The organism is Janthinobacterium sp. HH102 (genome assembly GCF_001758625.2).
GTDB lineage: Bacteria > Pseudomonadota > Gammaproteobacteria > Burkholderiales > Burkholderiaceae_D > Janthinobacterium.
The window spans coordinates 459,325-481,676 of the sequence record NZ_CP062062.1 but is presented as its reverse complement, the minus strand read 5'-3'; the positions used below and the strand labels follow the sequence as shown (position 1 = coordinate 481,676).

General features: G+C 64.1%; 22 protein-coding genes. 16 read left to right on the top strand and 6 right to left on the bottom strand.

Going from position 1 to position 22,352, the window contains the following annotated elements:
* Positions 1–87 precede the first annotated feature (87 nt).
* From metE to minE, 4 genes are all read left to right on the top strand, one after another.
* On the top strand, positions 88–2,271 hold the full coding sequence (gene metE / locus JAB4_RS02150; RefSeq protein ID WP_070218998.1) for a 5-methyltetrahydropteroyltriglutamate--homocysteine S-methyltransferase: 2,184 nt from the start codon (positions 88–90) through the stop codon (positions 2,269–2,271).
* A 227-nt stretch (positions 2,272–2,498) separates the two neighbouring features.
* On the top strand, positions 2,499–3,248 hold the full coding sequence (gene minC, locus JAB4_RS02145; RefSeq protein WP_070219112.1) for a septum site-determining protein MinC: 750 nt from the start codon (positions 2,499–2,501) through the stop codon (positions 3,246–3,248).
* A 37-nt stretch (positions 3,249–3,285) separates the two neighbouring features.
* On the top strand, positions 3,286–4,101 hold the full coding sequence (gene minD, locus JAB4_RS02140) for a septum site-determining protein MinD (RefSeq protein ID WP_034752889.1): 816 nt from the start codon (positions 3,286–3,288) through the stop codon (positions 4,099–4,101).
* Position 4,102: 1 nt separating this feature from the next.
* Positions 4,103–4,354 (top strand): cell division topological specificity factor MinE, encoded by a 252-nt coding sequence (minE, locus tag JAB4_RS02135; protein WP_034752886.1) that lies wholly within the window; start codon positions 4,103–4,105, stop codon positions 4,352–4,354.
* Positions 4,355–4,357: 3 nt separating this feature from the next.
* Here minE and JAB4_RS02130 read toward each other — a convergent pair whose 3' ends face one another.
* Positions 4,358–4,861 (bottom strand): hypothetical protein, encoded by a 504-nt coding sequence (locus tag JAB4_RS02130; protein ID WP_070218997.1) that lies wholly within the window; start codon positions 4,859–4,861, stop codon positions 4,358–4,360.
* A gap of 168 nt (positions 4,862–5,029) precedes the next feature.
* On the opposite strand from JAB4_RS02130, the gene JAB4_RS02125 reads away from it, so the two are divergent.
* The 7 genes from JAB4_RS02125 (at position 5,030) to JAB4_RS02095 (ending at position 12,625) form a co-directional block, all read left to right on the top strand.
* Positions 5,030–5,719 carry a response regulator transcription factor gene (locus tag JAB4_RS02125; protein ID WP_046681910.1) on the top strand — a complete coding sequence of 230 codons (690 nt, stop codon included), beginning with the start codon at positions 5,030–5,032 and terminating at the stop codon, positions 5,717–5,719.
* An 80-nt stretch (positions 5,720–5,799) separates the two neighbouring features.
* Positions 5,800–7,074: a glutamyl-tRNA reductase gene (gene hemA, locus JAB4_RS02120; protein ID WP_070218996.1), complete on the top strand. Its 1,275-nt coding sequence runs from the start codon at positions 5,800–5,802 to the stop codon at positions 7,072–7,074.
* Positions 7,075–7,162: 88 nt separating this feature from the next.
* Positions 7,163–8,239 (top strand): peptide chain release factor 1, encoded by a 1,077-nt coding sequence (gene prfA / locus JAB4_RS02115; protein WP_070218995.1) that lies wholly within the window; start codon positions 7,163–7,165, stop codon positions 8,237–8,239.
* Positions 8,240–8,423: 184 nt separating this feature from the next.
* The gene (locus JAB4_RS02110) at positions 8,424–8,894 is read left to right on the top strand and encodes a disulfide bond formation protein B (RefSeq protein ID WP_070219111.1); all 471 of its coding nucleotides are present in this window, start codon (positions 8,424–8,426) and stop codon (positions 8,892–8,894) included.
* A 10-nt stretch (positions 8,895–8,904) separates the two neighbouring features.
* Positions 8,905–9,735 (top strand): peptide chain release factor N(5)-glutamine methyltransferase, encoded by an 831-nt coding sequence (gene prmC / locus JAB4_RS02105; RefSeq protein ID WP_070218994.1) that lies wholly within the window; start codon positions 8,905–8,907, stop codon positions 9,733–9,735.
* Positions 9,736–9,951: 216 nt separating this feature from the next.
* Positions 9,952–11,553, top strand: coding sequence for a glutamate--cysteine ligase (gene gshA / locus JAB4_RS02100; RefSeq protein ID WP_070218993.1), 1,602 nt, complete (start codon positions 9,952–9,954; stop codon positions 11,551–11,553).
* A gap of 28 nt (positions 11,554–11,581) precedes the next feature.
* Entirely contained in the window at positions 11,582–12,625 is a 1,044-nt protein-coding gene (locus JAB4_RS02095; protein ID WP_070218992.1) for a histone deacetylase family protein, read from the top strand.
* 43 nt (positions 12,626–12,668) lie between these two features.
* On the opposite strand, the gene JAB4_RS02090 is transcribed toward JAB4_RS02095, so the two are convergent.
* Together JAB4_RS02090 and JAB4_RS02085 are read right to left on the bottom strand one after the other, a co-directional pair.
* The gene (locus tag JAB4_RS02090) at positions 12,669–13,451 is read right to left on the bottom strand and encodes a LytTR family DNA-binding domain-containing protein (protein WP_139143705.1); all 783 of its coding nucleotides are present in this window, start codon (positions 13,449–13,451) and stop codon (positions 12,669–12,671) included.
* The gene (locus JAB4_RS02085) at positions 13,438–14,703 is read right to left on the bottom strand and encodes a histidine kinase (protein ID WP_070218991.1); all 1,266 of its coding nucleotides are present in this window, start codon (positions 14,701–14,703) and stop codon (positions 13,438–13,440) included. Before JAB4_RS02085 ends, JAB4_RS02090 begins: the two co-directional genes overlap by 14 nt.
* Before the next feature lie 400 nt (positions 14,704–15,103).
* Between JAB4_RS02085 and JAB4_RS02080 the strand changes: the two genes are divergently transcribed.
* Positions 15,104–15,529: an organic hydroperoxide resistance protein gene (locus JAB4_RS02080; protein WP_070218990.1), complete on the top strand. Its 426-nt coding sequence runs from the start codon at positions 15,104–15,106 to the stop codon at positions 15,527–15,529.
* Positions 15,530–15,587: 58 nt separating this feature from the next.
* On the opposite strand, the gene JAB4_RS02075 is transcribed toward JAB4_RS02080, so the two are convergent.
* Positions 15,588–16,421, bottom strand: coding sequence for a type 1 glutamine amidotransferase domain-containing protein (locus tag JAB4_RS02075; protein WP_070218989.1), 834 nt, complete (start codon positions 16,419–16,421; stop codon positions 15,588–15,590).
* A 107-nt stretch (positions 16,422–16,528) separates the two neighbouring features.
* On the opposite strand from JAB4_RS02075, the gene JAB4_RS02070 reads away from it, so the two are divergent.
* Genes JAB4_RS02070 through JAB4_RS02060 form a run of 3 tightly spaced genes read left to right on the top strand, consistent with a single transcriptional unit; the run spans position 16,529 to position 18,613 of the window.
* Complete coding sequence (locus JAB4_RS02070) at positions 16,529–17,437, top strand: LysR family transcriptional regulator (RefSeq protein WP_070218988.1); 909 nt, start codon at positions 16,529–16,531, stop codon at positions 17,435–17,437.
* A 40-nt stretch (positions 17,438–17,477) separates the two neighbouring features.
* Complete coding sequence (locus JAB4_RS02065) at positions 17,478–17,945, top strand: GNAT family N-acetyltransferase (protein WP_070218987.1); 468 nt, start codon at positions 17,478–17,480, stop codon at positions 17,943–17,945.
* Positions 17,942–18,613 (top strand): diphthine--ammonia ligase, encoded by a 672-nt coding sequence (locus tag JAB4_RS02060; protein ID WP_070218986.1) that lies wholly within the window; start codon positions 17,942–17,944, stop codon positions 18,611–18,613. Before JAB4_RS02065 ends, JAB4_RS02060 begins: the two co-directional genes overlap by 4 nt.
* A gap of 65 nt (positions 18,614–18,678) precedes the next feature.
* Here the strand turns inward: JAB4_RS02060 and JAB4_RS02055 are convergent, their stop codons facing one another.
* Both JAB4_RS02055 and JAB4_RS02050 read right to left on the bottom strand, forming a co-directional pair.
* Positions 18,679–19,140, bottom strand: a complete 462-nt coding sequence (locus tag JAB4_RS02055; protein WP_070218985.1) for an FKBP-type peptidyl-prolyl cis-trans isomerase — start codon at positions 19,138–19,140, stop codon at positions 18,679–18,681.
* Between the two features lie 168 nt (positions 19,141–19,308).
* On the bottom strand, positions 19,309–21,186 hold the full coding sequence (locus tag JAB4_RS02050; protein WP_070218984.1) for a potassium transporter Kup: 1,878 nt from the start codon (positions 21,184–21,186) through the stop codon (positions 19,309–19,311).
* Positions 21,187–21,423: 237 nt separating this feature from the next.
* Here JAB4_RS02050 and rarD point away from each other — a divergent pair, with 237 nt between their 5' ends.
* The gene (gene rarD, locus JAB4_RS02045) at positions 21,424–22,308 is read left to right on the top strand and encodes an EamA family transporter RarD (protein WP_070218983.1); all 885 of its coding nucleotides are present in this window, start codon (positions 21,424–21,426) and stop codon (positions 22,306–22,308) included.
* Positions 22,309–22,352 lie beyond the last annotated feature (44 nt).

Below are 22,352 nucleotides of genomic sequence, written 5' to 3'. Positions count from 1 at the left end.
TCATGTTATTCGGCAAAATGTTTCGTTTTGATTATAGACCAAGTTGCCGCACACTCTAGCGCATTCACATTAAATCTCGATGACATCATGCCCATTCGTACCCACATCCTTGGCTTTCCCCGCATCGGCGCCGCGCGTGAGCTGACACTGGCGCTGGAAAGCCACTGGCGCGGCGAGCTGTCCGAGGCGGCGCTGGAAGCGACGGGCCAGCAATTGCGCGCGCGCCACTGGGCCGTGCAAAGGGACGCGGGCCTGGCCTACGTCACCGTGGGCGACTTCGCCTTCTACGACCAAGTGGCCAGGCATATCCAGCTGCTGGGCTGCGAGCCGGCGCGTTTTGATTTCGGCGCGGAACAATCGCCGCTGTCGCGCTATTTCACGATGGCGCGCGGCGGTACCAGCCAAGCGGAGCATGCCGGCTGCCGCCACGGCCATGCGCTGGAAGTGAGCAAGTGGTTTGACACCAATTACCATTACCTGGTGCCCGAATTGTCGCCGCACACCCAATTTTCGCTGGCGTGCGAGCGCCTGCTGGCGGAAGTGGCCGAGGCACAGGCGCTCGGCCACCAGGTCAAGGCGGCCCTGATCGGCCCCCTCACCTTCCTGTGGCTGGGCAAGGAAAAGACACCGGGCTTCGAGCGCCTGGCGCTGCTGGAACAATTGCTGCCCGTCTACGGCGGCCTGCTCGACCGATTGAAACAGCAGGGCGTGGCGTGGGTGCAGCTCGAGGAACCGATCCTGGGCCTAGACTTGCCCCATGCCTGGCGCAGCGCCTTCGAGAGTGCCTACTGGCAGCTGAACCAGGTGGGGGTGAACATCCTGCTGGCCACGTATTTCTCGCCGCTGGAAGAAAACCTCAGCCTGACATGCCGCCTGCCCGTGGCCGGCCTGCACGTGGACGGCATCCGCGCGCCGCATGAATTGGTCAGTGTCACGGACTGGCTGCCCGCGCATAAAGTCTTGTCGATCGGTATAGTCGATGGCCGCAATATCTGGCGTACCGACCTCGACGCTGCCCTGGCCGTGCTGCAGCCGCTGGCCGCCAAGCGCAAGGGGCACCTGTGGCTGGCGCCGTCGTGCTCACTGCTGCACGTGCCGTTCAGCCTGGAAGCGGAGACGGACCTCGATGGCGACATCAAGAGCTGGCTGGCGTTTGCCACGGAAAAACTCACGGAACTTGCGCTGCTGAAAGACGCACTGGAAGGCCATCCCGACGATACCGCGCTGGCGAGGTCCCGCCGGGCCATCGCCAGCCGCCGCGCCAGCCCCCGCGTCCACCGTGCGGCAGTCGCGCAGCGCCTGCAGACGCTGTCGCCCACCATCGACCGCCGCGATTCCGGCTTCCCGTTGCGCCAGGCCGCGCAGCATGCACGCCTACGCCTGCCCGACTTCCCGACGACGACCATTGGCGCCTTCCCGCAGACGCCGGCCATCCGCGCCGAAATCGCCCACGCCGTGGGCCGCCAGGAAGCGCTGGGCCTGGACGTGCTCGTGCATGGCGAAGCGGAACGCAATGACATGGTCGACTACTTCGGCGAGCAGCTGGACGGCTTCGTGTTGACCCGTCACGGCTGGGTGCAATCGTGCGGCTCGCGCTGCGTCAAGCCGCCCATCATCTACGGCGACGTGCAGCGTCCGGCCCCCATGACGGTCGCATGGACGGCCCATGCGCAAAGCCTGACGAGCAAACCGATGAAGGGCACGCTGACGGGCCCGGTGACGCTCTTGCAATGGTCGTTCGTGCGCGACGACCAGCCGCGCGCCGCCACGGCGCTGCAGCTGGCCCTGGCCATCCGCGACGAAGTGCAGGACCTGGAAACGGCCGGCATCGGCATCATCCAGATCGACGAGCCGGCCATCCGCGAAGGCTTGCCGCTGCGCCGCGGCCAGTGGGACGCCTATCTGGACTGGGCCACGCGCGCCTTCCGCATCGCCGCGTCCGTCGTCAGCGACACGACGCAGATCCATACCCACATGTGCTATGCCGAGTTCAACGACATCCTGCCGCAGATCGCCGCCATGGATGCCGACGTCATCACGATAGAGACGAGCCGCTCGGACGTGGAACCGCTGACGGGCTCAGTCCAGTTCCAGTACTCGAACGAAATCGGCCCCGGCGTGTACGGCATCCACTCGCCGCGCATCCCCACCGCCGTCGACATGGTGACATTACGGCAAAAAGCCAGCGGCTTGAAGACGCGTGGCTCGCTGGAAACGGAAACAGCGTTGCGTCATATGGTGGAGGCGGCACGGCAGATGCGCGCAGCGTAATCGGACATGGCGCCTGAGGGCGCATGGGCGGCGGCTTTCGGGGCGGCGCACCGGTTTTCCGGGGCGCCGCCCGTTTTTTTTGACATGAAGTAGGTATTGCCCTGCGGAATAGCATGCGCCAGGCCCCTGACGCCGATTTTTTTGCAGTAGAATGCAAGAAATTTACTGCTCCCATTGTTGCCGTACGGAACATCTGGCCTGCCGCAGTTTCACTTTGATAAATGTTTATGTCCAAAAGCCCGTCGCAGAAGCCTATCGAAATCAAGATTTCCACCGTCGTTGCTGTCTCCGCCATTCTGCATAGCGCCGATACGCAGGCACTCGATGCCGCCTTGCGCGACATGACGGGAGGCGTGGCGGACTTTTTCGAGGACGACCTGGCCGTGCTGGACGTGGCGGCCTTGCCGCCCGACAGCGTGCCCATCGACTGGGCCGCCCTCGTGGCCCTGCTGAAAAAATACCGTTTGAATGCCGTGGCCGTGCGCAATGCGCCGGCCGACATGCATGACGCCATCCTGGCGCAAGGCTTGAGCCTCGACAGCGGCAAGACGCGCGACGATGCGCCGCCCAAGGATGGTCCCAAGGATACACCCACGGCGGCGGCCCAGTCGGGCGCCGACGCCCAGGTGATGGTGATCGACACGCCCGTGCGGGCCGGCCAGCGCATCTATGCGCGCGGCTGCGACCTGATCATCACCGCCGTCGTCAACAATGGCGCCGAAATCATCGCCGACGGCAGCATCCATGTGTATTCCTCGCTGTACGGCCGCGCGCTGGCCGGCGCCTCGGGCAATCCCCAGGCGCGCATCTTCGCGCTGGCCATGGAACCGGAACTGGTCTCGATCGCGGGCGTATACCGCACGTTCGAGGATGGTTTCCCCCCGGAAATGGCGCGCGGACCCGCGCAAATTCGTTTGGCTGGAGACAGAATCGATATACACTCTGTCAATCCGGTCACTCCCGTGAACCGCTCTTAAGCTGCACAATTCAAGAGATATCTGAAAAGGATTATTTGTGGCAAGAATTATTGTTGTGACGTCCGGCAAGGGCGGTGTCGGCAAGACGACCTCTAGCGCCAGTTTTTCCACTGGCCTGGCCATGCGCGGCCACAAGACAGCCGTGCTCGATTTCGACGTGGGCCTGCGTAACCTCGACCTGATCATGGGTTGCGAGCGCCGCGTCGTGTATGACTTGATCAATGTGATCAATAAAGAAGCAACCCTGAACCAGGCCCTGATCAAGGACAAGCACTGCGACAACCTGTTCATCCTGCCCGCCTCGCAGACGCGCGACAAGGATGCCTTGTCGGAAGAAGGCGTGGAACGCGTGTTGAACGACCTGATCAACATGGGTTTCGAGTTCATCATCTGCGATTCGCCGGCCGGCATCGAGCATGGCGCGCTGATGGCGCTGACGTTCGCCGACGAAGCCATCATCGTCACCAACCCGGAAGTGTCGTCGGTGCGCGATTCGGACCGCATCCTCGGCATCCTGCAAGCCAAGTCGCGCCGTGCGCAGACGGGCGGCGAGCCGGTCAAGGAACATTTGCTGATCACCCGCTACTCGCCGAAACGCGTGGAATCGGATGAAATGCTGTCCTACCAGGACGTGCAGGAAATCCTGCGCATCCCGCTGGTGGGCATCATTCCCGAGTCGGAGCAAGTGCTGGCCGCCTCGAACCAGGGCAATCCGGCCATCCATTTCACGGGCACGGACGTGGCGCAAGCCTATGAAGACGTGGTCTCGCGTTTCCTCGGCGAAGAGGTCGAGTTGCGCTTTACCAACTATGAAAAGCCTGGATTACTCCAGCGCATTTTTGGGGCGAAGTGATATGGCCTTGCTTTCTTTCCTCTTCCCCCCCAAGCCGAAGACGGCCACCGCGGCCAAGGAACGCCTGCAGATCATCATCGCCCGCGAACGCAGCGGACGCGATGGTCCGGACTTCCTGCCCGCCCTGCACAAGGAATTGATCGCTGTCATTTCCAAGTACACGAAGGTGAATGCCGACGACATCAAGATCTCGCTGGACCGCCAGGGCAACCTGGAAGTGCTCGACGTCAACGTGGTGCTGCCGGACGCGTAAGGTTTACTCCGGCCTGACCATGAGCAATTCCTGCGCCACCGCGGCGCAGGCGTTCACGTGCTGGTTGCCGATCTGGCGGAACACGGCGTAGCCGATGGCTGCCGCCACCGCCTGACCGGCGAACGGCACGAAGCGCGCCACCTGCTTGGTGGCAATCTTGACGCCACTGCGCTTGAGCAGGTGGAGGATCAGTTCGCGCGACACCAGCTTTCCTACCAGCATGCCCCCCATGCCCACCGCCGCGCGGTAGGCCATCATCTTGAACTGCGGGTTCAGGCGCTCGATCTGCTCGGGCGTCAGGCCGAATTCGTGGTTGATATCGTTGATCAACATGGAAAACAGACCCACGTCGGACATCAGGTCGATGCCGGGAATGGGAATGGCCGAAGCGCCCGCCGACATCATGGCGCGCCGCTGCACCAGGCGCCGGCAACGCTCGCGCACTTGCTCGATTTCGGCACGACTGGCCGGTATCAGTGTCCAATCGGTAGTGCTCTTGTCTGGCATGGCCGCTTCTCCGCTAGTAGGGGTAGATGAACAAGTGTAACGTAAAGGATCTGCCCTCCGATTTCACTGGACACAGTTGCAATCTCTGTTATATTTCACTTGAGCATTCCTTAACATTACGATAAGCAGAGCAGGCCGTCTGTTTGTTGCTACACACTCCAGCCAATTATGCGAATTGCCGTACTCGATAGCGACCATAGCCAGGCAGAACTGATCTGCCAGGTGCTCACCGCCGCCGGCCACGCTTGCCACGAGTTTCAGAGTGGCAAGGAAATGCTGGGGCAGCTGCGCAAGGACAGTTGCGACATGCTCATCCTCGACTGGCATGTGAGCGATCTGGACGGTGCGGAAGTCTTGCGCCGTGCCCGGGAAAAACTGGCGCCGAAGGCGCCCGTGTTGTTTATGACCAACAGTTCCGGCGAAGACGACGTGGTTGCGGGCATGACGGCAGGTGCCGACGACTACATGATCAAGCCCCTGCGGCGCAGCGAACTGACCTTGCGCACCCAGGCGCTGCTGCGCGTGGCGTACCCGGCCCAGAATGGCGCCGAGTACTTGCAATTTGGTCATTACACGTTTGAAACCCGTCCCGGCCGCCTGTTGCGCGATGGCGAAGTGCTGGATGTGACGCACAAGGAATTCGCCCTGGCGCTGCTGTTTTTCCGCAACCTGGGCCGTCCCCTGTCGCGCGCCTACATCCACGAAGCCGTGTGGCAGCGCGACACGGCCCTGCCCTCGCGCACCATGGATACCCACGTCTCGCGCGTGCGCAACAAGCTGCAGCTGAAACCGGAACACGGCTACAGGCTCGTGCCCGTCTACAGCTACGGTTATCGCCTGGAAAAACTGGGCGGCTGAACGGCGGCAAACGGCTGACCTGCTCAAAGCGCGGGCACAAAGCGTTATAATGTCGCCATAAGTCATCCAACAGCCCTGAAATGCAACTGCTCGCCGTCGGCCTCAACCATACCACCGCCCCAGTGTCGCTCCGCGAACAGCTGGCGTTTGCGCCTGAGCACTTGGGCCAGGCGGTGATGGCGGCGCGCACCTGGTTCCAGCGCATCGACTTGCGCGACAACGACGAAGCGGCCATCCTGTCGACCTGCAACCGCACCGAGCTGTATGCGGCCAGCCATGTGCCGAACCCGCTCGACGCGGGTGCGCATTTCCTGGCCGACTACCACCAGCTCAACTACAGCGAGCTGCGCCCCCACTTGTATATGCTGCCGCAGCACGATGCCGTGCGCCACACCTTCCGCGTCGCCTCCGGGCTCGATTCGATGGTGCTGGGCGAAACGCAAATCCTGGGGCAGATCAAGGACGCCATCCGCACGGCCGACGAGGCGGGCGGCCTGGGCACCTATCTGCACCAGTTGTTCCAGCGCAGCTTTTCGGTGGCCAAGGAAGTGCGCAGCAGCACCGAGATCGGCGCCCACAGCGTATCCATGGCGGCGGCCGCCGTGCGCCTGTCGCAGCGCATCTTCGACAAGATCGCCGAGCAGAACGTGCTGTTCATCGGCGCCGGCGAAATGATCGAATTGTGCGCCACGCACTTTGCCGCGCAAAACCCGAAAAGCATCACCATTGCCAACCGCACCATGGAACGGGGCGAGGAACTCGCGCACCGCTTCAACGGCACGGCGATCCGCCTGGCCGACCTGCCGGAGCAGCTGCACCAGTTCGACATCGTCATCTCGTGCACGGCGTCGTCCTTGCCGCTGCTGGGCCTGGGCCTGGTCGAGCGCGCCATCAAGGCGCGCCGCCACAAGCCCATGTTCATGGTCGACCTGGCCGTGCCGCGCGACATCGAGGCGGAAGTGGGCCGTTTGAACGACGTCTTCCTGTACACGGTCGACGACCTGGGCAAGGTCGTGCAGACGGGCCTGGAAAGCCGGCAGGCGGCCGTGGCGCAAGCCGAGGCCATCATCGAGACGCGCGTGCAATCCTTCATGAGCTGGGTCGACGACCGTGCCATGGTGCCCGTCATCCAGCATCTGCATGAAAACAGCGAAACCTTGCGCCTGCTGGAAGTGGAACGGGCGCGCAAGATGCTGGCCAAGGGCGCCGACATCGACGCCGTGCTCGAAGCGCTGTCGAAAGGCTTGACGGCCAAGTTCCTGCACGGCCCGCAGCAGGCGCTGCACCATGCGCAAGGCGACGAGCGCAAGCAGCTGGTCACCCTGCTGCCGAAACTGTTCCGCCCCCGCCGTTAGCGCAGCCCCGCTGGCCGCCCGCGCGCGGCTACCCCTGCCCGCCTGCCGGGCTTGCATCATTCCTACACTCTTTTTACCGCGAATCGCTATGAAACCATCCATGCTGGGCAAACTCGATCAACTGGCGAACCGCCTGGTCGAACTCGACGAACTGCTGATGCACCCGGACGCCACGTCGAACATGGACAGCTACCGCAAGATGACGCGCGAGCACGCCGAGCTGGGCCCGCTGGTGGCCCTGTACCGCTCCTACCAGGAAGCGGGCAACGACATCGCCACGGCGCAAGAAATGCTGGCGGACCCGGACATGAAGGAATTCGCCCAGGAAGAGATCGAGGCGGCCAAGGCCACCATGGCGCAGCTCGAGCGCGAACTGCAGACCATGCTGCTGCCGAAGGACGTCAACGACGAGCGCAATATCTTCCTGGAAATTCGCGCCGGCACGGGCGGCGATGAATCGGCCCTGTTCGCCGGCGACCTGCTGCGCATGTACACGCGCTTTGCCGAGCGCAACCGCTGGCAGGTGGAGCTGGTATCGTCGTCCGATTCCGACCTGGGCGGCTACCGCGAGGTGATCGTGCGCGTGGTCGGCAATGGCGCGTATTCGAAGCTGAAATTCGAGTCGGGCGGCCACCGCGTGCAGCGCGTGCCGGCCACGGAAACGCAGGGCCGCATCCATACCTCAGCCTGCACGGTGGCCGTGATGCCGGAAGCCGATGAAGTGGAGGACGTCAACATCAACCCGGCCGACCTGCGCATCGACACCTACCGCGCCTCGGGCGCGGGCGGACAGCACATCAACAAGACGGATTCGGCCGTGCGCATCACCCACTTACCGACCGGCATCGTCGTCGAGTGCCAGGATGACCGCAGCCAGCACAAGAACAAGGCGCAGGCGATGAAAGTGCTGGCCGCGCGCATCAAGGACGTGCAATTGCGCGAGCAGCAGTCGAAGGAAGCGGCCACGCGCAAGAGCCTGATCGGCTCGGGCGACCGCAGCGAGCGCATCCGCACCTATAATTTCCCGCAAGGCCGCCTGACGGATCACCGCATCAATCTGACCTTGTACAAGCTTGACTTCATCATGGATGGGGATTTGACGGAGCTGACGAATGCGCTGGCGGCGGAGCACCAGGCGGAACTGCTGGCTGCTTTAGGCGACTAAACGCTGGCTCCGTTGTGTCGGCTTACGCTGCGCTAAGCCGACCTACGCCGACCTACGCCGCAATTTGTAGGTCGGCTTGGCGCGCAGCGCGTAAGCCGACAGCTTTAAGTAGCGGCTAAGCAATAAAAATCGGCCCTTGTGCGAAAATGACCAGCTCGATTCCATCCACCTCACCGTGTCGCCCATGAAAAATTCACGCACCGTCCTCCTGTTGACCGCCGCCCTGTGTTTCCTGATGCTGGGCGTGGCCATGTATTTGCAGCATGCCATGAACATGGCGCCGTGCCCGCTGTGCGTGATCCAGCGCTACCTGTTCCTCGCCATCGGCATCGCCTGCCTGGCGGGCGCCGCCGCCAACCGCCCGAAAATCGGCGCCGGCATCGGCTTGCTGGCGGCCCTGGGCGGCATGGGCGTGGGCGCCAAGCATCTGTACGTGCTGGCCAATCCCGGCTTCTCGTGCGGCATCGATCCGGTGGAAACGGCGCTGAACAAGGTCTTCACGGCCGAACTCATGCCCTTCATGTTCGAATCGTATGGCGCTTGCGAAAACGCCGGCGAGCCGTTTTTCGGCCTGTCGATTCCGCAATGGGCATTCATCTGGTTCGCCATCTTCGCCATCACCATGTTGTGGACATTGCTGCGCCGCAAACAATAACCATTCATTTATGCCAGAAACACTGATCCCTGCCGGCAGCACTGTCGGCGCCCTGCAAATCCGTCCGCTGCTCGATCCGCTCGACAACCGCATCCTGCTCGGTCACGCGCTGGGCCTGTCGCGCGTCAGCTTGATCACGCAATCGCAGCGAGTCCTTACTCCTGATGAAACCGAGCGGTTATCTGGCTTGCTGGCGCGCCGGCTGCAGGGCGAGCCGATCGCCTACATCGTCGGTCAGCGCGAATTTTTCGGCTTGCCGTTCGAAGTGAACGACGCCGTGCTGATCCCCCGCCCCGATACGGAAGTGCTGGTGGAACTGGCGCTCGAGCGCCTGCCGCCAGGCGGACGGGTGCTCGACATGGGCACGGGCAGCGGCGCCATCGCCGTCGCGCTGGCGCACACGCGGCCCGACGCCGTCGTCACGGCCCTGGACGTGAGCAGCACGGCGCTGGCCGTGGCGCGCCGCAACGCCAGCGCCAACGGCGTCAACATCACCTTCATGGCCAGCGACTGGTTCGAAGCGCTGGGCACGGAAAAGTTCGACCTGATCGTCTCCAATCCCCCCTACATCGCCAGCGGCGACCGCCACCTGGCCGAAGGCGATTTGCGCTTCGAGCCGGCGGGCGCGCTGACCGACCATGCGGACGGCCTGTCGGCCCTGCGCACCATCGTTGCCGGCGCCGCGCGCCACCTGGCGTCGGGCGCCTGGCTGCTGATGGAACACGGCTACGACCAGGCTGCCCAGGTGCGCGAGCTGCTGGCCGCTGCCGGCTATAACAAGGTGCAAAGCTGGCGCGACCTGGCCGGCATCGAACGGGTCAGCGGCGCCCGCCTGGGCTGACCGTTGCCACCTGCGCAAAGCTTGACCCGGCGGCGCGCCAGATCCCCCCGCAGTTTGTTAAAATATCAAGCGAATTCCTGACCGAAGCGCCGTCCCCGTTGCCCGGGGCGGACGCTGGCGACGCGGCGTTTTTTGGGCCGGCGCCGACGCATTTGCCAAAATTCGGTTAATCTCAGCACAAATTATTTATATGCTGCACAAGAAAGGAAGCTCAAATTGCCCAACCTGTTGACTCGCCGCCTGGCATTGCTGACTGAAGATGCCAACCGCGCGCTGCTGGGCGGCTTGCGCGGCATCGAGCGCGAAACCCTGCGCGTCGACCACGCCGGCCATCTGGCTTCCACGCCCCACCCCGCCGCCTTGGGCTCGGCGCTGACGCACCCTGAAATCACCACCGACTACGCCGAAGCGCTGCTCGAATTCATCACCCCGGCCGAAGCCGACATCGCCGTCACGCTCGACAAGCTCGATACCGTGCACCGCCACGCCTACAGCCGCCTCGGCGACGAGTTGCTGTGGAGCCAGTCGATGCCGTGCCAGCTGCCGGCCGAAGCGGACATCGAGATCGCCAACTACGGCACGTCGAATATGGGCATGCTCAAGCACGTCTACCGGCGCGGCCTGGCATTGCGCTACGGCAAGGCCATGCAATGCATCGCCGGCATCCATTACAACTATTCGCTCGACGAGCAGCTGTGGCAAGTGCTGGCCAGCCATCCGGACACCAGCGCCAGCCCCACGCACGCAGCCGCGACGCCAAAAGACGTGCAGTCGGAAAGCTACCTGGCGACGATCCGCAATTTCCGCCGCTACAGCTGGCTGTTGATGTACCTGTTCGGCGCCTCGCCGGCCCTGTCCGCCGGTTTCCTGCGCGGCCGCGCGCACAAGCTCGACACCTTGTCCGACGATACCCTGTTCCTGCCGTACGCGACCAGCCTGCGCATGAGCGACCTCGGCTACCAGAACGACGCCCAGTCCGGCCTGCGCCCGCACGAAAACAGCCTCGATGATTACGTCAACGCGCTCACGCACGCCGTCAACGACCCGTATCCGCCGTACGCGGCGTTGGGCACGAAAAAGGATGGCGAGTGGATACAGTTGTCCACCAACGTGCTGCAGATCGAAAATGAATACTATTCGACCATCCGCCCGAAGCGCGTGATCCGCACGGGCGAGCGCCCCATCCAAGCCCTGTGCCTGCGCGGCGTGCAATACATCGAAGTGCGCTGCATGGATGTCGACCCGTTCGAACCGGTGGGCATCAGCCTGGAAACGGGCCGCTTCCTCGACGCGTTTTTGCTGTTCTGCGCGCTCGACGACAGCGCGCCGATTTCTGCCGAGCAAAGTGCTTGCTACACGAACAATTTCGCCCGCACCGTCAAGAAAGGCCGCAAGCCGGGCCTGAGCCTGCGCCGCGATGGCGAAGACATCACCCTGCAAGCCTGGGGCGAGGAATTGCTGACCCGTATCGCGCCCGTGGCGGCCCTGCTCGACGCGCGCCAGGGCGGCACGCAGCACGCGAACAGCCTGGCCGCGCAAGCCCGTAAACTGGCCGACCCGGACACGACGCCATCGGCCAAGGTCTTGGCCGAACTGCGCGCCAACGGCGGCTCGTTTGCCGCCTTCGGCCTGCGCCAGAGCGAACGCCACGCTGCCTGGTTCCGCGCGCAGCCGCCCACCCCCGGGCAAAGCGCGTATTTCGACGAGATGGCCGCCAGCTCGCTGGCCGAGCAGCGTGCCATGGAAGCGGCGCCGGCCGGCAGCTTCGACGATTTCGTCGCCGCCTACCGCGCCAGCACCCTGTGTTCGCACACCTGATCCTGCCTGACTTTTTGCCTGGCGCCCGATGCTGACCTTCTACAATGAATTGCACGGCCAGCACCGGGGCCGCTTCGAGATGTTTCGCGGCACCATGGTGCCCTGCTTCGAGACACCGGAGCGGGCCGACATGGTGGTGGCCGAGCTGGGGCGGCGCAACCTGGGCCGCATCGTCACGCCGCACGGCGTGCCGCTGACCTCCTTGGAGCGCATCCACACGCCCCGCTACCTGCATTTCCTGCGCCATGCCTGGCACGACTGGCTGGCGCTCGACCCCGACAACGGGGGCAAGGATGCCTTGCCGTCCGTGTGGCCCGTGCGCACCTTGCGCAGCGATATCGAACCGGACGACTTCACGGCCAAGCTGGGCCTGTATTCGATGGACAATGGCACGCCGCTGACGGCCGGCACCTGGACGGCGGCCAAGACGGGCGCCGACTGCGCCGTCAATGCGGCGCACGCATTGCGCCTGGGCGAACGGGCCACATTCGCCCTCACGCGCCCGCCGGGCCACCATGCGGGCAGCGATTTCTTTGGCGGCTACTGTTTTCTGAACAACGCGGCCCTGGCCGCGCAGCACCTGCTCGACGACGGCGCGCGCAAGGTCGCCATCCTCGACATCGATTACCACCACGGCAACGGCACGCAGAGCATTTTTTACGGACGCGACGACGTGCTGTTCGCCTCCATCCACGCCGACCCGCGCAGCGAATATCCGTTTTACCTCGGTCACGCCGACGAAACGGGCAGCGGCGCGGGGCTCGGCTACAACGTCAATCTGCCGCTGCCGGCCGGCACGTCCACGGCCAGCTGGTTCGCCGCGCTGGAAACGGCTTGCCTGCGCATCAATATGTATGCGCCCGACGCGCTGGTGGTCTCGCTCGGTGTCGACACCTTCGTGGGCGACCCGCTGTCGCATTTCTCGCTGCAAAGCGGCGACTACCTGCGCGTGGGCGAACGCCTCGCGCATCTGAACCTGCCCACCGCCTTCATCCTCGAAGGCGGTTATGCGGTCAAGGAAATCGGCATCAATGTGGTGAACGTGCTGGAAGGTTTTGAGACGGCGGAGTAGGCCGGTGGTGATGTCGGCTTACGCCCTCGCGGGCTAAGCCGACCTACATATTCCGAAACAAACTCATGAACGGCTGGCTCACGGCCAGGGTTTCCGGCCGCGTCTTCAGGCGCAGGGCGCCGCGTCCCACCTCGTCGCGCGTCACCGACGCCACCATCTTCATGTTGACGATGGTGGAGCGGTGGATCTGTTTGAAAATGGCCGAATCGAGCACGTCGAGCAGTTCGCGGATCGGCTTGCGCAGCAGCGCCTCGCCGTCGGCCGTCATGACGGCCGTGTACTTGGTGTCGGATTGAAAATAGGCGATGTCTTCCACCATGATCAGACGCGTATCCTTGCCGCTGCTGGCCGTCAGCCACACCAGCGGCGGCGACTTGGCTGCCGCCGGCAAGGCGCTGCTCAATTGCTGCAGCAGGCCGGCCAGCGCGCCGTCGTCCGCCCGGGCCTTGCCGGCCCGCGCCCGCACGCGCTGCAGGGTCGCCTGCAGGCGCTCGCGTCCGATCGGTTTCAATAGATAATCGACGGCGCCCTTGTCGAAGGCATCGATGGCGTACTGGTCGTAGGCCGTGACGAACACCACCTGCGTGCCGGGACTCGCTGCGAGCGCGCCGGCCGCCACTTCCAGCCCCGTCAGGCCCGGCATGCGGATATCGAGAAAGGCGACGTCGGGCTTGTGCGTGGCGATGGCCTCGAGCGCCGTGCCGCCGTCGTCGCAGGCGGCGACGATGCGCAGTGCCGGCCACTCTTCGGCCAGCAGGGCCACGAGCGCATCGCGCAGCAGGGTTTCGTCTTCAGCGATGACGCAAGTCATTTCAGGCGGATGCATACGACACTCCTTGCGCCGTGCTGTCCGGCACCGTGATGGTGGCCGTCACGCCGTCGGGGAAGTTGGCGACGATGGCAAACGCGGCGGCATTGCCGTAGGTCAGGCGCAGGCGCTCGCGCACATTGCGCAAGCCGATGCCCGTGCCAGCGCCGTCGTCGCTGAAGCCCTTGCCGTCGTCGGCCACCGTGACGATCACCGTGCCATTGCCGCTGCGCGCCATGATCCAGATGGTGCCGCCGCCGCTTTTCGGCTCCAGGCCATGCTTGATGGCGTTTTCCACCAGCGTTTGCAGCATCATCGGCGGCAGCTCCACCTGGCGCAGGTATTGCGGTACCTCAATCTGCAGGTTCAGGCGCTCGCCCATGCGGATTTTCAGGATGTCGAGGTAGGCGCGCGCCCGTTCCAGCTCCGTGCCCAGGGTCGACATGGCTTGCTCCGTGCGCGGCAGCGAGTGGCGCAGGTACAGGATCAGGTTGCCCAGCATCGCATCGGCGCGCACGGGGTCGCTGCGCGTGAGGAGCTGCGCGCTGGCCAGCGTGTTGTACAGGAAGTGCGGCTCGACCTGCGCATGCAGCAGGCTCAGTTTGGCTACCGTCAGTTCCTTTTCCGTCACCGTCTGGCGCGCCTCGGCCTGCTCGCCGCGGCGGCGCTGCGCCACCCGGCGCGTGATGGCCCGCGTCACCGCCTCCGCGTTTTCCAGGTTGCTGCCATGGTCGACGAGGAACCAGTCGGTCCACGCATTGCGCGCCGGCTCGCAGATCAGGGTCACGCTGCCCGCCTCGCCATTCGGCGTGACGGTGGCGAGGATCTGATTCGGCCGCGGCTCGAGGAAACCCAGCACGCGCATGCGGGGCAAGCCCGTATGCGTGTACGGCGCCGCGCGGCGCACGCGCGCCTGCACCTGCAGGCTGTCGCGCGCGCTTTCCACCACTTCGCTGCCCGGCAGTTCGCGGATGGCCGCATCGACCATGTCGAACGCTTCGCCCGCCTCGAACGGAATCTCGATCTGGCGCCGCTGGCGGCTCGACAGGGTGGCGGCATTGACGGCGCCGGCGATCAGGCGCACACGGCGCACGTGCGAAAACGCATTCGTGACGACGGTGCAGGCCAGCAAGGCGCCGATGATGACAAAGAAGCCTTCCGTATTCCCAAAGAGATAGCGCAGAAAGTTCTCGACCAGGATCGCCGTGGCGATGATGTACGTGAGCATCGCGGCCAGGGTGAGGCGCAGGATAAAGAAAAGGCTGGTCATGATTTTTCCTTGGGTATTGAAGTGAGGCCAGCATAATCATCGGCCCCGGCAGCGGTGGCCATTATGCGATGGAAGCCCGGTAGTGGCGACAAAGGCATCAAAATAAAGGTTCAAGACACCTGACCAAACCTGCTGCGCGTCGGTACAGGTGGCCTGCGATGCTCACCGTACTCAAAGTACGGTTCCGTGTCTCGACCACCTCTCCCTTCCGCTCGCAACGATTTGGTCAGGTGTCGTGACTTCATGAATAAAATCGCTTGCAATTAAATAGCGCGCGATATATATTGCACACATGGACGCCGGATTTACTTCTTCAGACGGGCATCCTGGGGCCACGGCCCGCGAAACAAGTAGCACACTATTTAGTAGTAACCTATTTATCTACCTAAAGGAAACCATCATGTCGATCAAACAAGTCCTGTACCGCGCGCAAGCCACCGCCACCGGAGGCCGCGAAGGCCGTGCCGTGTCATCCGACAATGTGCTGGACATCAAGCTGACGACGCCAAAAGAACTGGGCGGCAATGGCGCCGTCGGCACCAATCCGGAACAACTGTTCGCCGCCGGCTACTCGGCCTGCTTCATCGGCGCCATGAAATTCGTCGGCGGCCGCGACAAGATCGCCGTGCCGGCGGACCTGTCGATCGAAGGCAACGTCGGCATCGGCGCCATCGAGACGGGCTTCGGCATCGAAGTGGAACTGAAAATCTCGCTGCCGGGCATGGACCGCGCCGCCGCCGAAGCGCTGGTCGCCGCCGCCCACATCGTGTGCCCCTACTCGAACGCCACGCGCGGCAACATCGACGTCACGCTGACGATCGTGTAATCCACGCTGCACGCACTGTAACTCCCCGGCCGCGCCTTGGCGCCGCCGGGGCTTTTTTTTAGCGCAGCGCCTGCAGCAGCTTGTCTGCCAGGGCCGGCGCCGAGGCGGGATTCTGTCCCGTGATCAGTTCGCGGTCGACCACTACATTGCTGGTCCACGGCGCCTGGTTCTGCACATATTGCGCGCCGGCCGCCTGCAAGCCCGACTGCGGATAGAACTTCATCAATCCGCCCTTCAGCGCGCCCTGCGCCGCCAGCTCTTCCTCATTGCTGATCACCGTCATGCGGTAGCCCTTGTAGATCCAGTCAGCCGGCGTGGGCGGCGTCCGGCCCGCTTCCAGCGCGGCCGTAAACTGCGCCGCCTGCGGCAGGGCCGACAGCAGTGCGATGGGACCATGGCACAGCAGCGCCGTCGGCTTGCCGTCCGCGTGGAACTGGCGCAGCAAGGCGCCCAGGCTGGCGTCCTTCAATAAGTCCTGCATGGGCGCGTGGCCGCCCGGCACCAGCACGGCCGCATAGTGGCCATAGCCGATCTGCTCCACCCGTTTCAGGCTGATCACGGGCGAGCGGCCCGGCACCGTCAGCGCCAGCTGCTCGAGCAAGGCCTTGTGCGCCGCATGGACCGCCGCGTCGCCGCCAAAATACACGTCCGTATCGGAGCTGGCGTCCAGGGTCGGCGCCTGGCCCTGCGGCGTGGCGAACGTCACCGTGTGGCCCGCGTCGAGCAGCTTTTTCACAGGCTGCATCAGTTCATTCAGATAAAAGCCCGTTTGGAAGACCTTACCGTCGCGCAAGTCGAGGTGATTCGCATCCGACAGCACGACGAGGACGTCGGCCGCCTGGGCGGTGGAAAAGGCGGCGAGCAACAGGCTGCTGATGAGTAATTTTTTCATGGTGTGGCCTTTCTGTAGAGAGGACACCAGCATATTCCGAATCAAAATATGAAAAAATGATGAATAATGCACAGCACTGATGCGGAATACGACTGAATGGAGCGGGGATGGATAAATTGCAGGCGATGCAGCTGTTTCGCCGCGTGGCCGAGCTGGGCAGCTTTCGCCGCGCGGCCGACGAACTGGACTTGTCGGCCTCGTACGTGAGCCGGCGCATCGGCCAGCTGGAGCAGGAACTGGGCGGGCGCCTGATGACGCGCACCACGCGCCAGCTGGCCCTGACGGAAACGGGCGCCGCCTACCTCGAGCACTGCCGCAAGCTGCTCGATGAGCTGGCGCAGGCGGAGGACATGGTGGCCCATTCCACGGCGCACGTGACGGGCCGCCTGCGCATCAACGCGCCGCTGACATTGGGCGTGGGCGAGCTGGCCGAGGGCCTGGCCGATTTCATGGCCGACTGGCCCGCGCTGCGCCTGGACGTCGACCTGAAGGATGAATATGTCGACCTGGCGGCCGCCAATTACGACCTGGGCTTTCGCGTCACCACCGCGCTCACCGATTCGAGCTATGTGGCGCGCCACATCCACGACTACCGCCTGCACATCTGCTGCGCGCCCGCCTACCTGGAACGCCACGGCCCCTTGGCCGAACCCACGGACCTGACGCGCCAGCGCTGCTTCATCTACAGCCACGCCCTGTTCGGCAGCCGCTGGCCACTGCGCCATGCGGGGCCGCACAGCGATATCGAAGTGCCGAACTGGATGCGCACCAACAACACGCTGTTCATGCGCAGCCTGATCCTGCGCGGCCTGGGCATCGGCATCCTGCCCACCTTTGTCTGCCGCGAGGAACTGGCCAGCGGCGCCCTGGTCGAGCTGTTTCCGGACATCGAGCGGCCCAGCCTGGCGCTGTTCGCCATCTACCCGTCGCGCCAGCTGGTGGCGCCCCGCGTGACGCGCTGCATCGAGCACCTGAAGCAGTGGTATGCGCAGCGCTATCCCACGCCGGGGGCGTGAAGCCGGTAAAATCACGGCCACTCTCAATCAAGGATGAACCATGATCAGCTGGCAATGGAACACGTTCGACGAACTCGGCCCCCACGATTTGTACCAGGTGCTGGCCTTGCGCCAGCGCGTGTTCGTCATCGAACAGCAGTGCATTTATCCGGACCTGGACGGCCATGACCAGCAGGCGATGCACTTGCTGGGCTGGCAAACGGCCGATGGCCAGCGCCGGCTGGCCGCCTACCTGCGCGTGCTGGCGCCGGGCGCCAAGTATGTGGAAATGTCGCTGGGCCGCGTGCTGACGGCGCCCGAGGCGCGCAGCAGCGGCACCGGCAAGCAGTTGTTGCTTGAGGGCATCGCGCGGGCCGAGCGCCAGCATCCGGGCCACGCCATTCGCATCGGCGCGCAGCACTACCTGGAGCGCTTCTACCAGTCGTTCGGCTTTGTCACCGTCAGCGCACCGTATGACGAAGACGGCATCCAGCACGTCGACATGCTGCGCGCGGAGCCAGCGGCATGACGACGGCCCTCATTTCCTGGAGCGGCGGCAAGGATTCCTGCCTGGCCCTGTGGCGCGCGCGCAACGCCGGCATGGACGTGCCGCTGTTGATCACGGCTATGGATGAAGATGGCCGCAAGTCGCGCTCGCACGGCGTGCCGCCCGAGTTGCTCGAAGCGCAGGCGGCCAGCCTGGGCGCGCGCCTGCAGCGCTATCACGCCAGCTGGGCCAGCTATGAAGAACAGTTCGTCGCCACGCTGCGCGCGGCCAAGGCCGAGGGCATCGAGCACGCCATCTTTGGCGACATCGACCTGCAGCCGCACCGCGACTGGGAAGAAAAAGTCTGCGCGGTCGCCGGCCTGACGGCGCAGCTGCCGCTGTGGGGCGAAGCGCGGCGCGCGCTGGTCGACGAATTTCTCGCCGCCGGCTTCAAGGCCATCGTCGTGTGCATCAATGGCCAGCATCTGCCACGCGAATTTTGCGGGCGCGAGTTCGACGCCGCCTTTTTGGCCGACCTGCCGCCCGGCGTCGATGCCTGCGGCGAAAACGGCGAATTCCACACCTTCGTCTACGACGGCCCCGCCTTCAGCGCCCCCGTGGCGCTGCGCCGCACGCAAGTGCTGCAATATGACGCGCCGGCCAAGCTGGGCGACGCCACGTATTACTTCCAGGAGCTGGCGCCCGCTTAAACCGGGCCGCCAAAGCAAAAAGGGCGATTCCGTGGAATCGCCCTTTTCATGTGCGCTGCGCGTGCTTACTTTTTCGTCACGCTCACCAGCTTGATCTCGAACAGCAAGCCGGCGTAGCCAGGAATCTTCGGCGCGCTGCCCGCCTTGCCATAACCGAGGTCATACGGAATGGCCAGGGTGCGCGTGCCGCCGACCTGCATGCCGACCAGGCCGCGGTCCCAGCCCAGGATGACCCGGCCGACACCCAGAGGGAAAGTAAAACCGCTGCCTGCCGGGCTCGCATCGAACTGCACGCCCTTGTTGCCCGGCTTGCTTGCGTCATACAGCCAGCCCGTGTAAGTCACCAGCAAGGTGTCGCCCGCTGCCGCCGCCGTACCGGTGCCGGTCACCGTATCGGTAATGGTCAGTTCTTTCACTTGCGTATTCGGATCGAGCACGACCGGTTTCTCGGTGTTGGCAGCGGCACCGCAAGCGGTCAGGGCCACGGCGCAAGCGAGGGTGGCGATCATTTGAAATACCGATTTCATGGTTTCCCTTTAAATATTGGTGTGTGGCTCAGCCCGTACGGTGCGGACCAGTGCGAGCAGCAGTTTAACAGGAGTCGCGCAGCCAATTTGTAAGCAGACGTAAGCACGGCGGAAGATTGCGCAACAATACAACATTGTCACAACAACCATTCCGCCGCACTGTCGCGTCTAGATTTCCACCTGCGTGCCCAGTTCGATTACCCGGTTGCTCGGGATCTGATAGTAGTCGGCCGCCGTGCGCGCATTGCGCGACATGGTGACGAACAGGTGCTCGCGCCACGGCATCATGCCGGCGCCCGGCGTCGAAATGATGGTCTGGCGCGCAATGAAGAACGACGTTTCCATCATCTCGAAATCGAGTCCCTGCTGCGCGCACTGCGCCAGCGCAGCCGGAATGTCCGGTTCATCCTTGAAGCCGTAATGCACGTTGACCTGGTAGCACTGGTGGCCCAGCTCCACCACGCGCACGCGCTCCGATGGCGCCACCCACGGCTCTTCATGCATGAAGACGGTGAGGAAAATCACGCGCTCGTGCAGAACCTTGTTATGCAGCAAGTTATGCAGCAGCGCATGCGGCACGCCATCCGTTTCGCCACGCAGGAAGATGGCCGTGCCGGGGACGCGCAGCGGCGGCGCGATGAACAGCGACGAAAGGAAATCGTTGAGCGGAATCGCATGCTTTTCCAGGTTCTGGAACACCAGCTGGCGGCCCCGTTTCCAGGTCAGCATGACGATGAACAAGATCGAACCCAGCAGCAGCGGGAACCAGCCGCCGTGGAACAGTTTCAAGGCGGTCGCCGACACCAGGTTGATGTCGATGATCAGGAAAAAGCCCGTGGCGGCCCAGCACAGGGCCAGGTTCATCTTCCAGCGGTAACGGATGACGAAAAAGGTCAGGATGGTGGTCGACAGCATCGTGGCCGTGACCGCAATGCCGTAGGCGGCGGCCAGGTTTTCCGAGGAGCCGAAGCCGACGACGGCCAGCAGCACGACGGCCAGCTGCAGCCAGTTCACGGCGGGGATGTAGATCTGCCCGATTTCGCTTTCCGACGTGTGGCGCACGCGCATGCGCGGCAGGAAACCCAGCGCGATCGCTTGCTTGGTCATCGAGAAGGTGCCGGAAATGGTGGCCTGCGAGGCGATCACGGTAGCCATGGTCGACAAAATCACCAGCGGATACACGCTCCACGCGCCCAGCTGCTGGTAAAACGGATTCGAGACGGCTTCGGGATGGGCCAGCAGCAAGCCACCCTGGCCCAGGTAGTTCAGCGCCAGCGCGGGGAAGGCGATCAGGAACCAGGCCAGGCGGATCGGTTTCTTGCCGAAGTGGCCCATGTCGGCGTACAGCGCCTCGGCCCCCGTCAGCGCCAGCACCACGGCGCCCAGGGCGACGAAGGCAACGAAGCCGTTATTCATCAGGAAGGTCGCCGCGTGCAGGGGATTGAGTGCGGCCAGGACGGCGGGCGACTTGATGATGTTGACCACGCCCATGCCCGCCAGCGCGGCAAACCACAGCACCATGACGGGGGCAAAATAGCGGCCGATGCCGGCCGTGCCGTGCGACTGCACGGAATACAGGCCCACCAGCACGGCGATGGTCAGCGGCACCACGTAGGGACTGAAGGCGGGCGTGGCCACTTCCAGGCCTTCGATCGCCGACAGCACGGAAATGGCCGGCGTGATCACGCTGTCGCCATAGAACAGGGTGGCGCCAAAGACGCCGATCACCATCAGCGGAAAATGCCAGCGCGACAGGCGGCTGACGGACGACAGCACCAGCGCCATCAGGGCCATGATGCCGCCCTCGCCGCGGTTGTCGGCGCGCAGCACCAGGGTCACGTACTTGAGCGAGACGATCAGCGTCAGGCCCCAGAAAATCAGCGAAACGATGCCCAGCAAATTCTCGGGCGAGAGCGCCAGGCCGTGGGCCGGGTCGAAGACGGTCTTCAGGGTGTACAGCGGGCTGGTGCCGATATCGCCGTAAACGATCCCGACGGCCGCCAGCGTCAAGCCGGCCAGGCCGCTTTTTTTATGTTCCGACGTCAAGATTGCACCCGTTTTTGTTTTGTTGCATCGCACAATATGATAGGTATTAGCAAATAGCAAGAGTATTTTTGCATGGTTACGGGCTGCCCCAAAGTCGTGGTTTTGTGCCGCTCCGCCTTGCTGCGCGGGCTTGCGGCCATTGATTTGTTGCCATTCTACGCTTCGCCAGCGGCGCCGGGCAGCCCCCGATGTTTTCAGCCATAATGACAGACTGTCTACTCTCCAGCGAAGCCCATCATGAATCCAGGCATGCTCTACGCCTCCCTCGCCTTCCTGTGCTGGGGCCTGTTTCCCCTGTATTTCCACGCCATCGGCGAGATTGCACCACAGGAAATCCTGGCGCACCGCATGGTCTGGTCGCTGTTGTTTCTAGGCATCGTACTGACCGTGCGCCGCCAGTGGAGCTGGCTGGGCGCCCTGAAAGGCCAGCCGCAGGTGGTGGCCAGCTTCGTCGCCAGCGCGTTTTTGCTGTCCGCCAACTGGTTCATCTATATCTGGGCCGTCAACAACGGCCACGTGGTCGACGCCAGCCTCGGCTACTTTATTACGCCCCTGATCAATGTCATGCTGGGCTTTTTGCTGCTGCACGAACGCCTGCGCCGCCTGCAGTGGCTGGCCATCGGCCTGGCCGCCTGCGGCGTGGCCTGGCTCACTTGGCAGGCGGGGCAAGTACCATGGATCGCCCTGCTGCTGGCCGCCACCTTCGGCGGCTATGGCTTGCTGCGCAAGACGGCCGCGCTGGGCGCGCTGGAAGGCTTGTCGTTCGAAACCCTGATTTTATTTCCCCTGGCGCTGGCCTACATGCTGTGGCTGGCCTGGCATGGCCAGAGCGGCTTCGTCAATACGGATTCCACCGCCACGCGCGCGCTGCTGCTGGCGTCCGGCCCCATCACGGCCATTCCCCTGCTGCTGTTCGCCGCCGGCGCGCGCCGCCTGCCGCTGGCCGTGCTGGGGCTATTGCAATACATCGCCCCCACGGGCCAGCTGCTGATCGGCGTATGGGTCTTCCACGAATCGTTCACGCCCGAACGCATGCTGGGCTTCCTCGTCATCTGGACGGCGCTGGGCCTGTATGCGGCCGAAGGCCTGTGGAGCAGCCGCCGCGCGCGCCTGGCCGCCTGATCGGTCCGTCCCGGCAGCGCACAGCGCTGGCCGGAAGCGGGCGT

Excerpts from the sequence above, each read along its gene's own strand:
- JAB4_RS02095 (WP_070218992.1), top strand. The coding sequence starts at position 11,582 with ATGCTGACCTTCTACAATGAATTGCACGGCCAGCACCGGGGCCGCTTC.
- JAB4_RS02070 (WP_070218988.1), top strand. The coding sequence starts at position 16,529 with ATGGATAAATTGCAGGCGATGCAGCTGTTTCGCCGCGTGGCCGAGCTG.
- minE (WP_034752886.1), top strand. The coding sequence starts at position 4,103 with ATGGCCTTGCTTTCTTTCCTCTTCCCCCCCAAGCCGAAGACGGCCACC.
- hemA (WP_070218996.1), top strand. The coding sequence starts at position 5,800 with ATGCAACTGCTCGCCGTCGGCCTCAACCATACCACCGCCCCAGTGTCG.
- JAB4_RS02110 (WP_070219111.1), top strand. The coding sequence starts at position 8,424 with ATGAAAAATTCACGCACCGTCCTCCTGTTGACCGCCGCCCTGTGTTTC.
- prmC (WP_070218994.1), top strand. The coding sequence starts at position 8,905 with ATGCCAGAAACACTGATCCCTGCCGGCAGCACTGTCGGCGCCCTGCAA.
- JAB4_RS02055 (WP_070218985.1), bottom strand. The coding sequence starts at position 19,140 with ATGAAATCGGTATTTCAAATGATCGCCACCCTCGCTTGCGCCGTGGCC.
- rarD (WP_070218983.1), top strand. The coding sequence starts at position 21,424 with ATGAATCCAGGCATGCTCTACGCCTCCCTCGCCTTCCTGTGCTGGGGC.
- JAB4_RS02090 (WP_139143705.1), bottom strand. The coding sequence starts at position 13,451 with ATGCATCCGCCTGAAATGACTTGCGTCATCGCTGAAGACGAAACCCTG.
- JAB4_RS02085 (WP_070218991.1), bottom strand. The coding sequence starts at position 14,703 with ATGACCAGCCTTTTCTTTATCCTGCGCCTCACCCTGGCCGCGATGCTC.
- JAB4_RS02060 (WP_070218986.1), top strand. The coding sequence starts at position 17,942 with ATGACGACGGCCCTCATTTCCTGGAGCGGCGGCAAGGATTCCTGCCTG.
- minC (WP_070219112.1), top strand. The coding sequence starts at position 2,499 with ATGTCCAAAAGCCCGTCGCAGAAGCCTATCGAAATCAAGATTTCCACC.
- JAB4_RS02130 (WP_070218997.1), bottom strand. The coding sequence starts at position 4,861 with ATGCCAGACAAGAGCACTACCGATTGGACACTGATACCGGCCAGTCGT.
- metE (WP_070218998.1), top strand. The coding sequence starts at position 88 with ATGCCCATTCGTACCCACATCCTTGGCTTTCCCCGCATCGGCGCCGCG.
- JAB4_RS02075 (WP_070218989.1), bottom strand. The coding sequence starts at position 16,421 with ATGAAAAAATTACTCATCAGCAGCCTGTTGCTCGCCGCCTTTTCCACC.
- prfA (WP_070218995.1), top strand. The coding sequence starts at position 7,163 with ATGAAACCATCCATGCTGGGCAAACTCGATCAACTGGCGAACCGCCTG.
- JAB4_RS02080 (WP_070218990.1), top strand. The coding sequence starts at position 15,104 with ATGTCGATCAAACAAGTCCTGTACCGCGCGCAAGCCACCGCCACCGGA.
- JAB4_RS02065 (WP_070218987.1), top strand. The coding sequence starts at position 17,478 with ATGATCAGCTGGCAATGGAACACGTTCGACGAACTCGGCCCCCACGAT.
- JAB4_RS02125 (WP_046681910.1), top strand. The coding sequence starts at position 5,030 with ATGCGAATTGCCGTACTCGATAGCGACCATAGCCAGGCAGAACTGATC.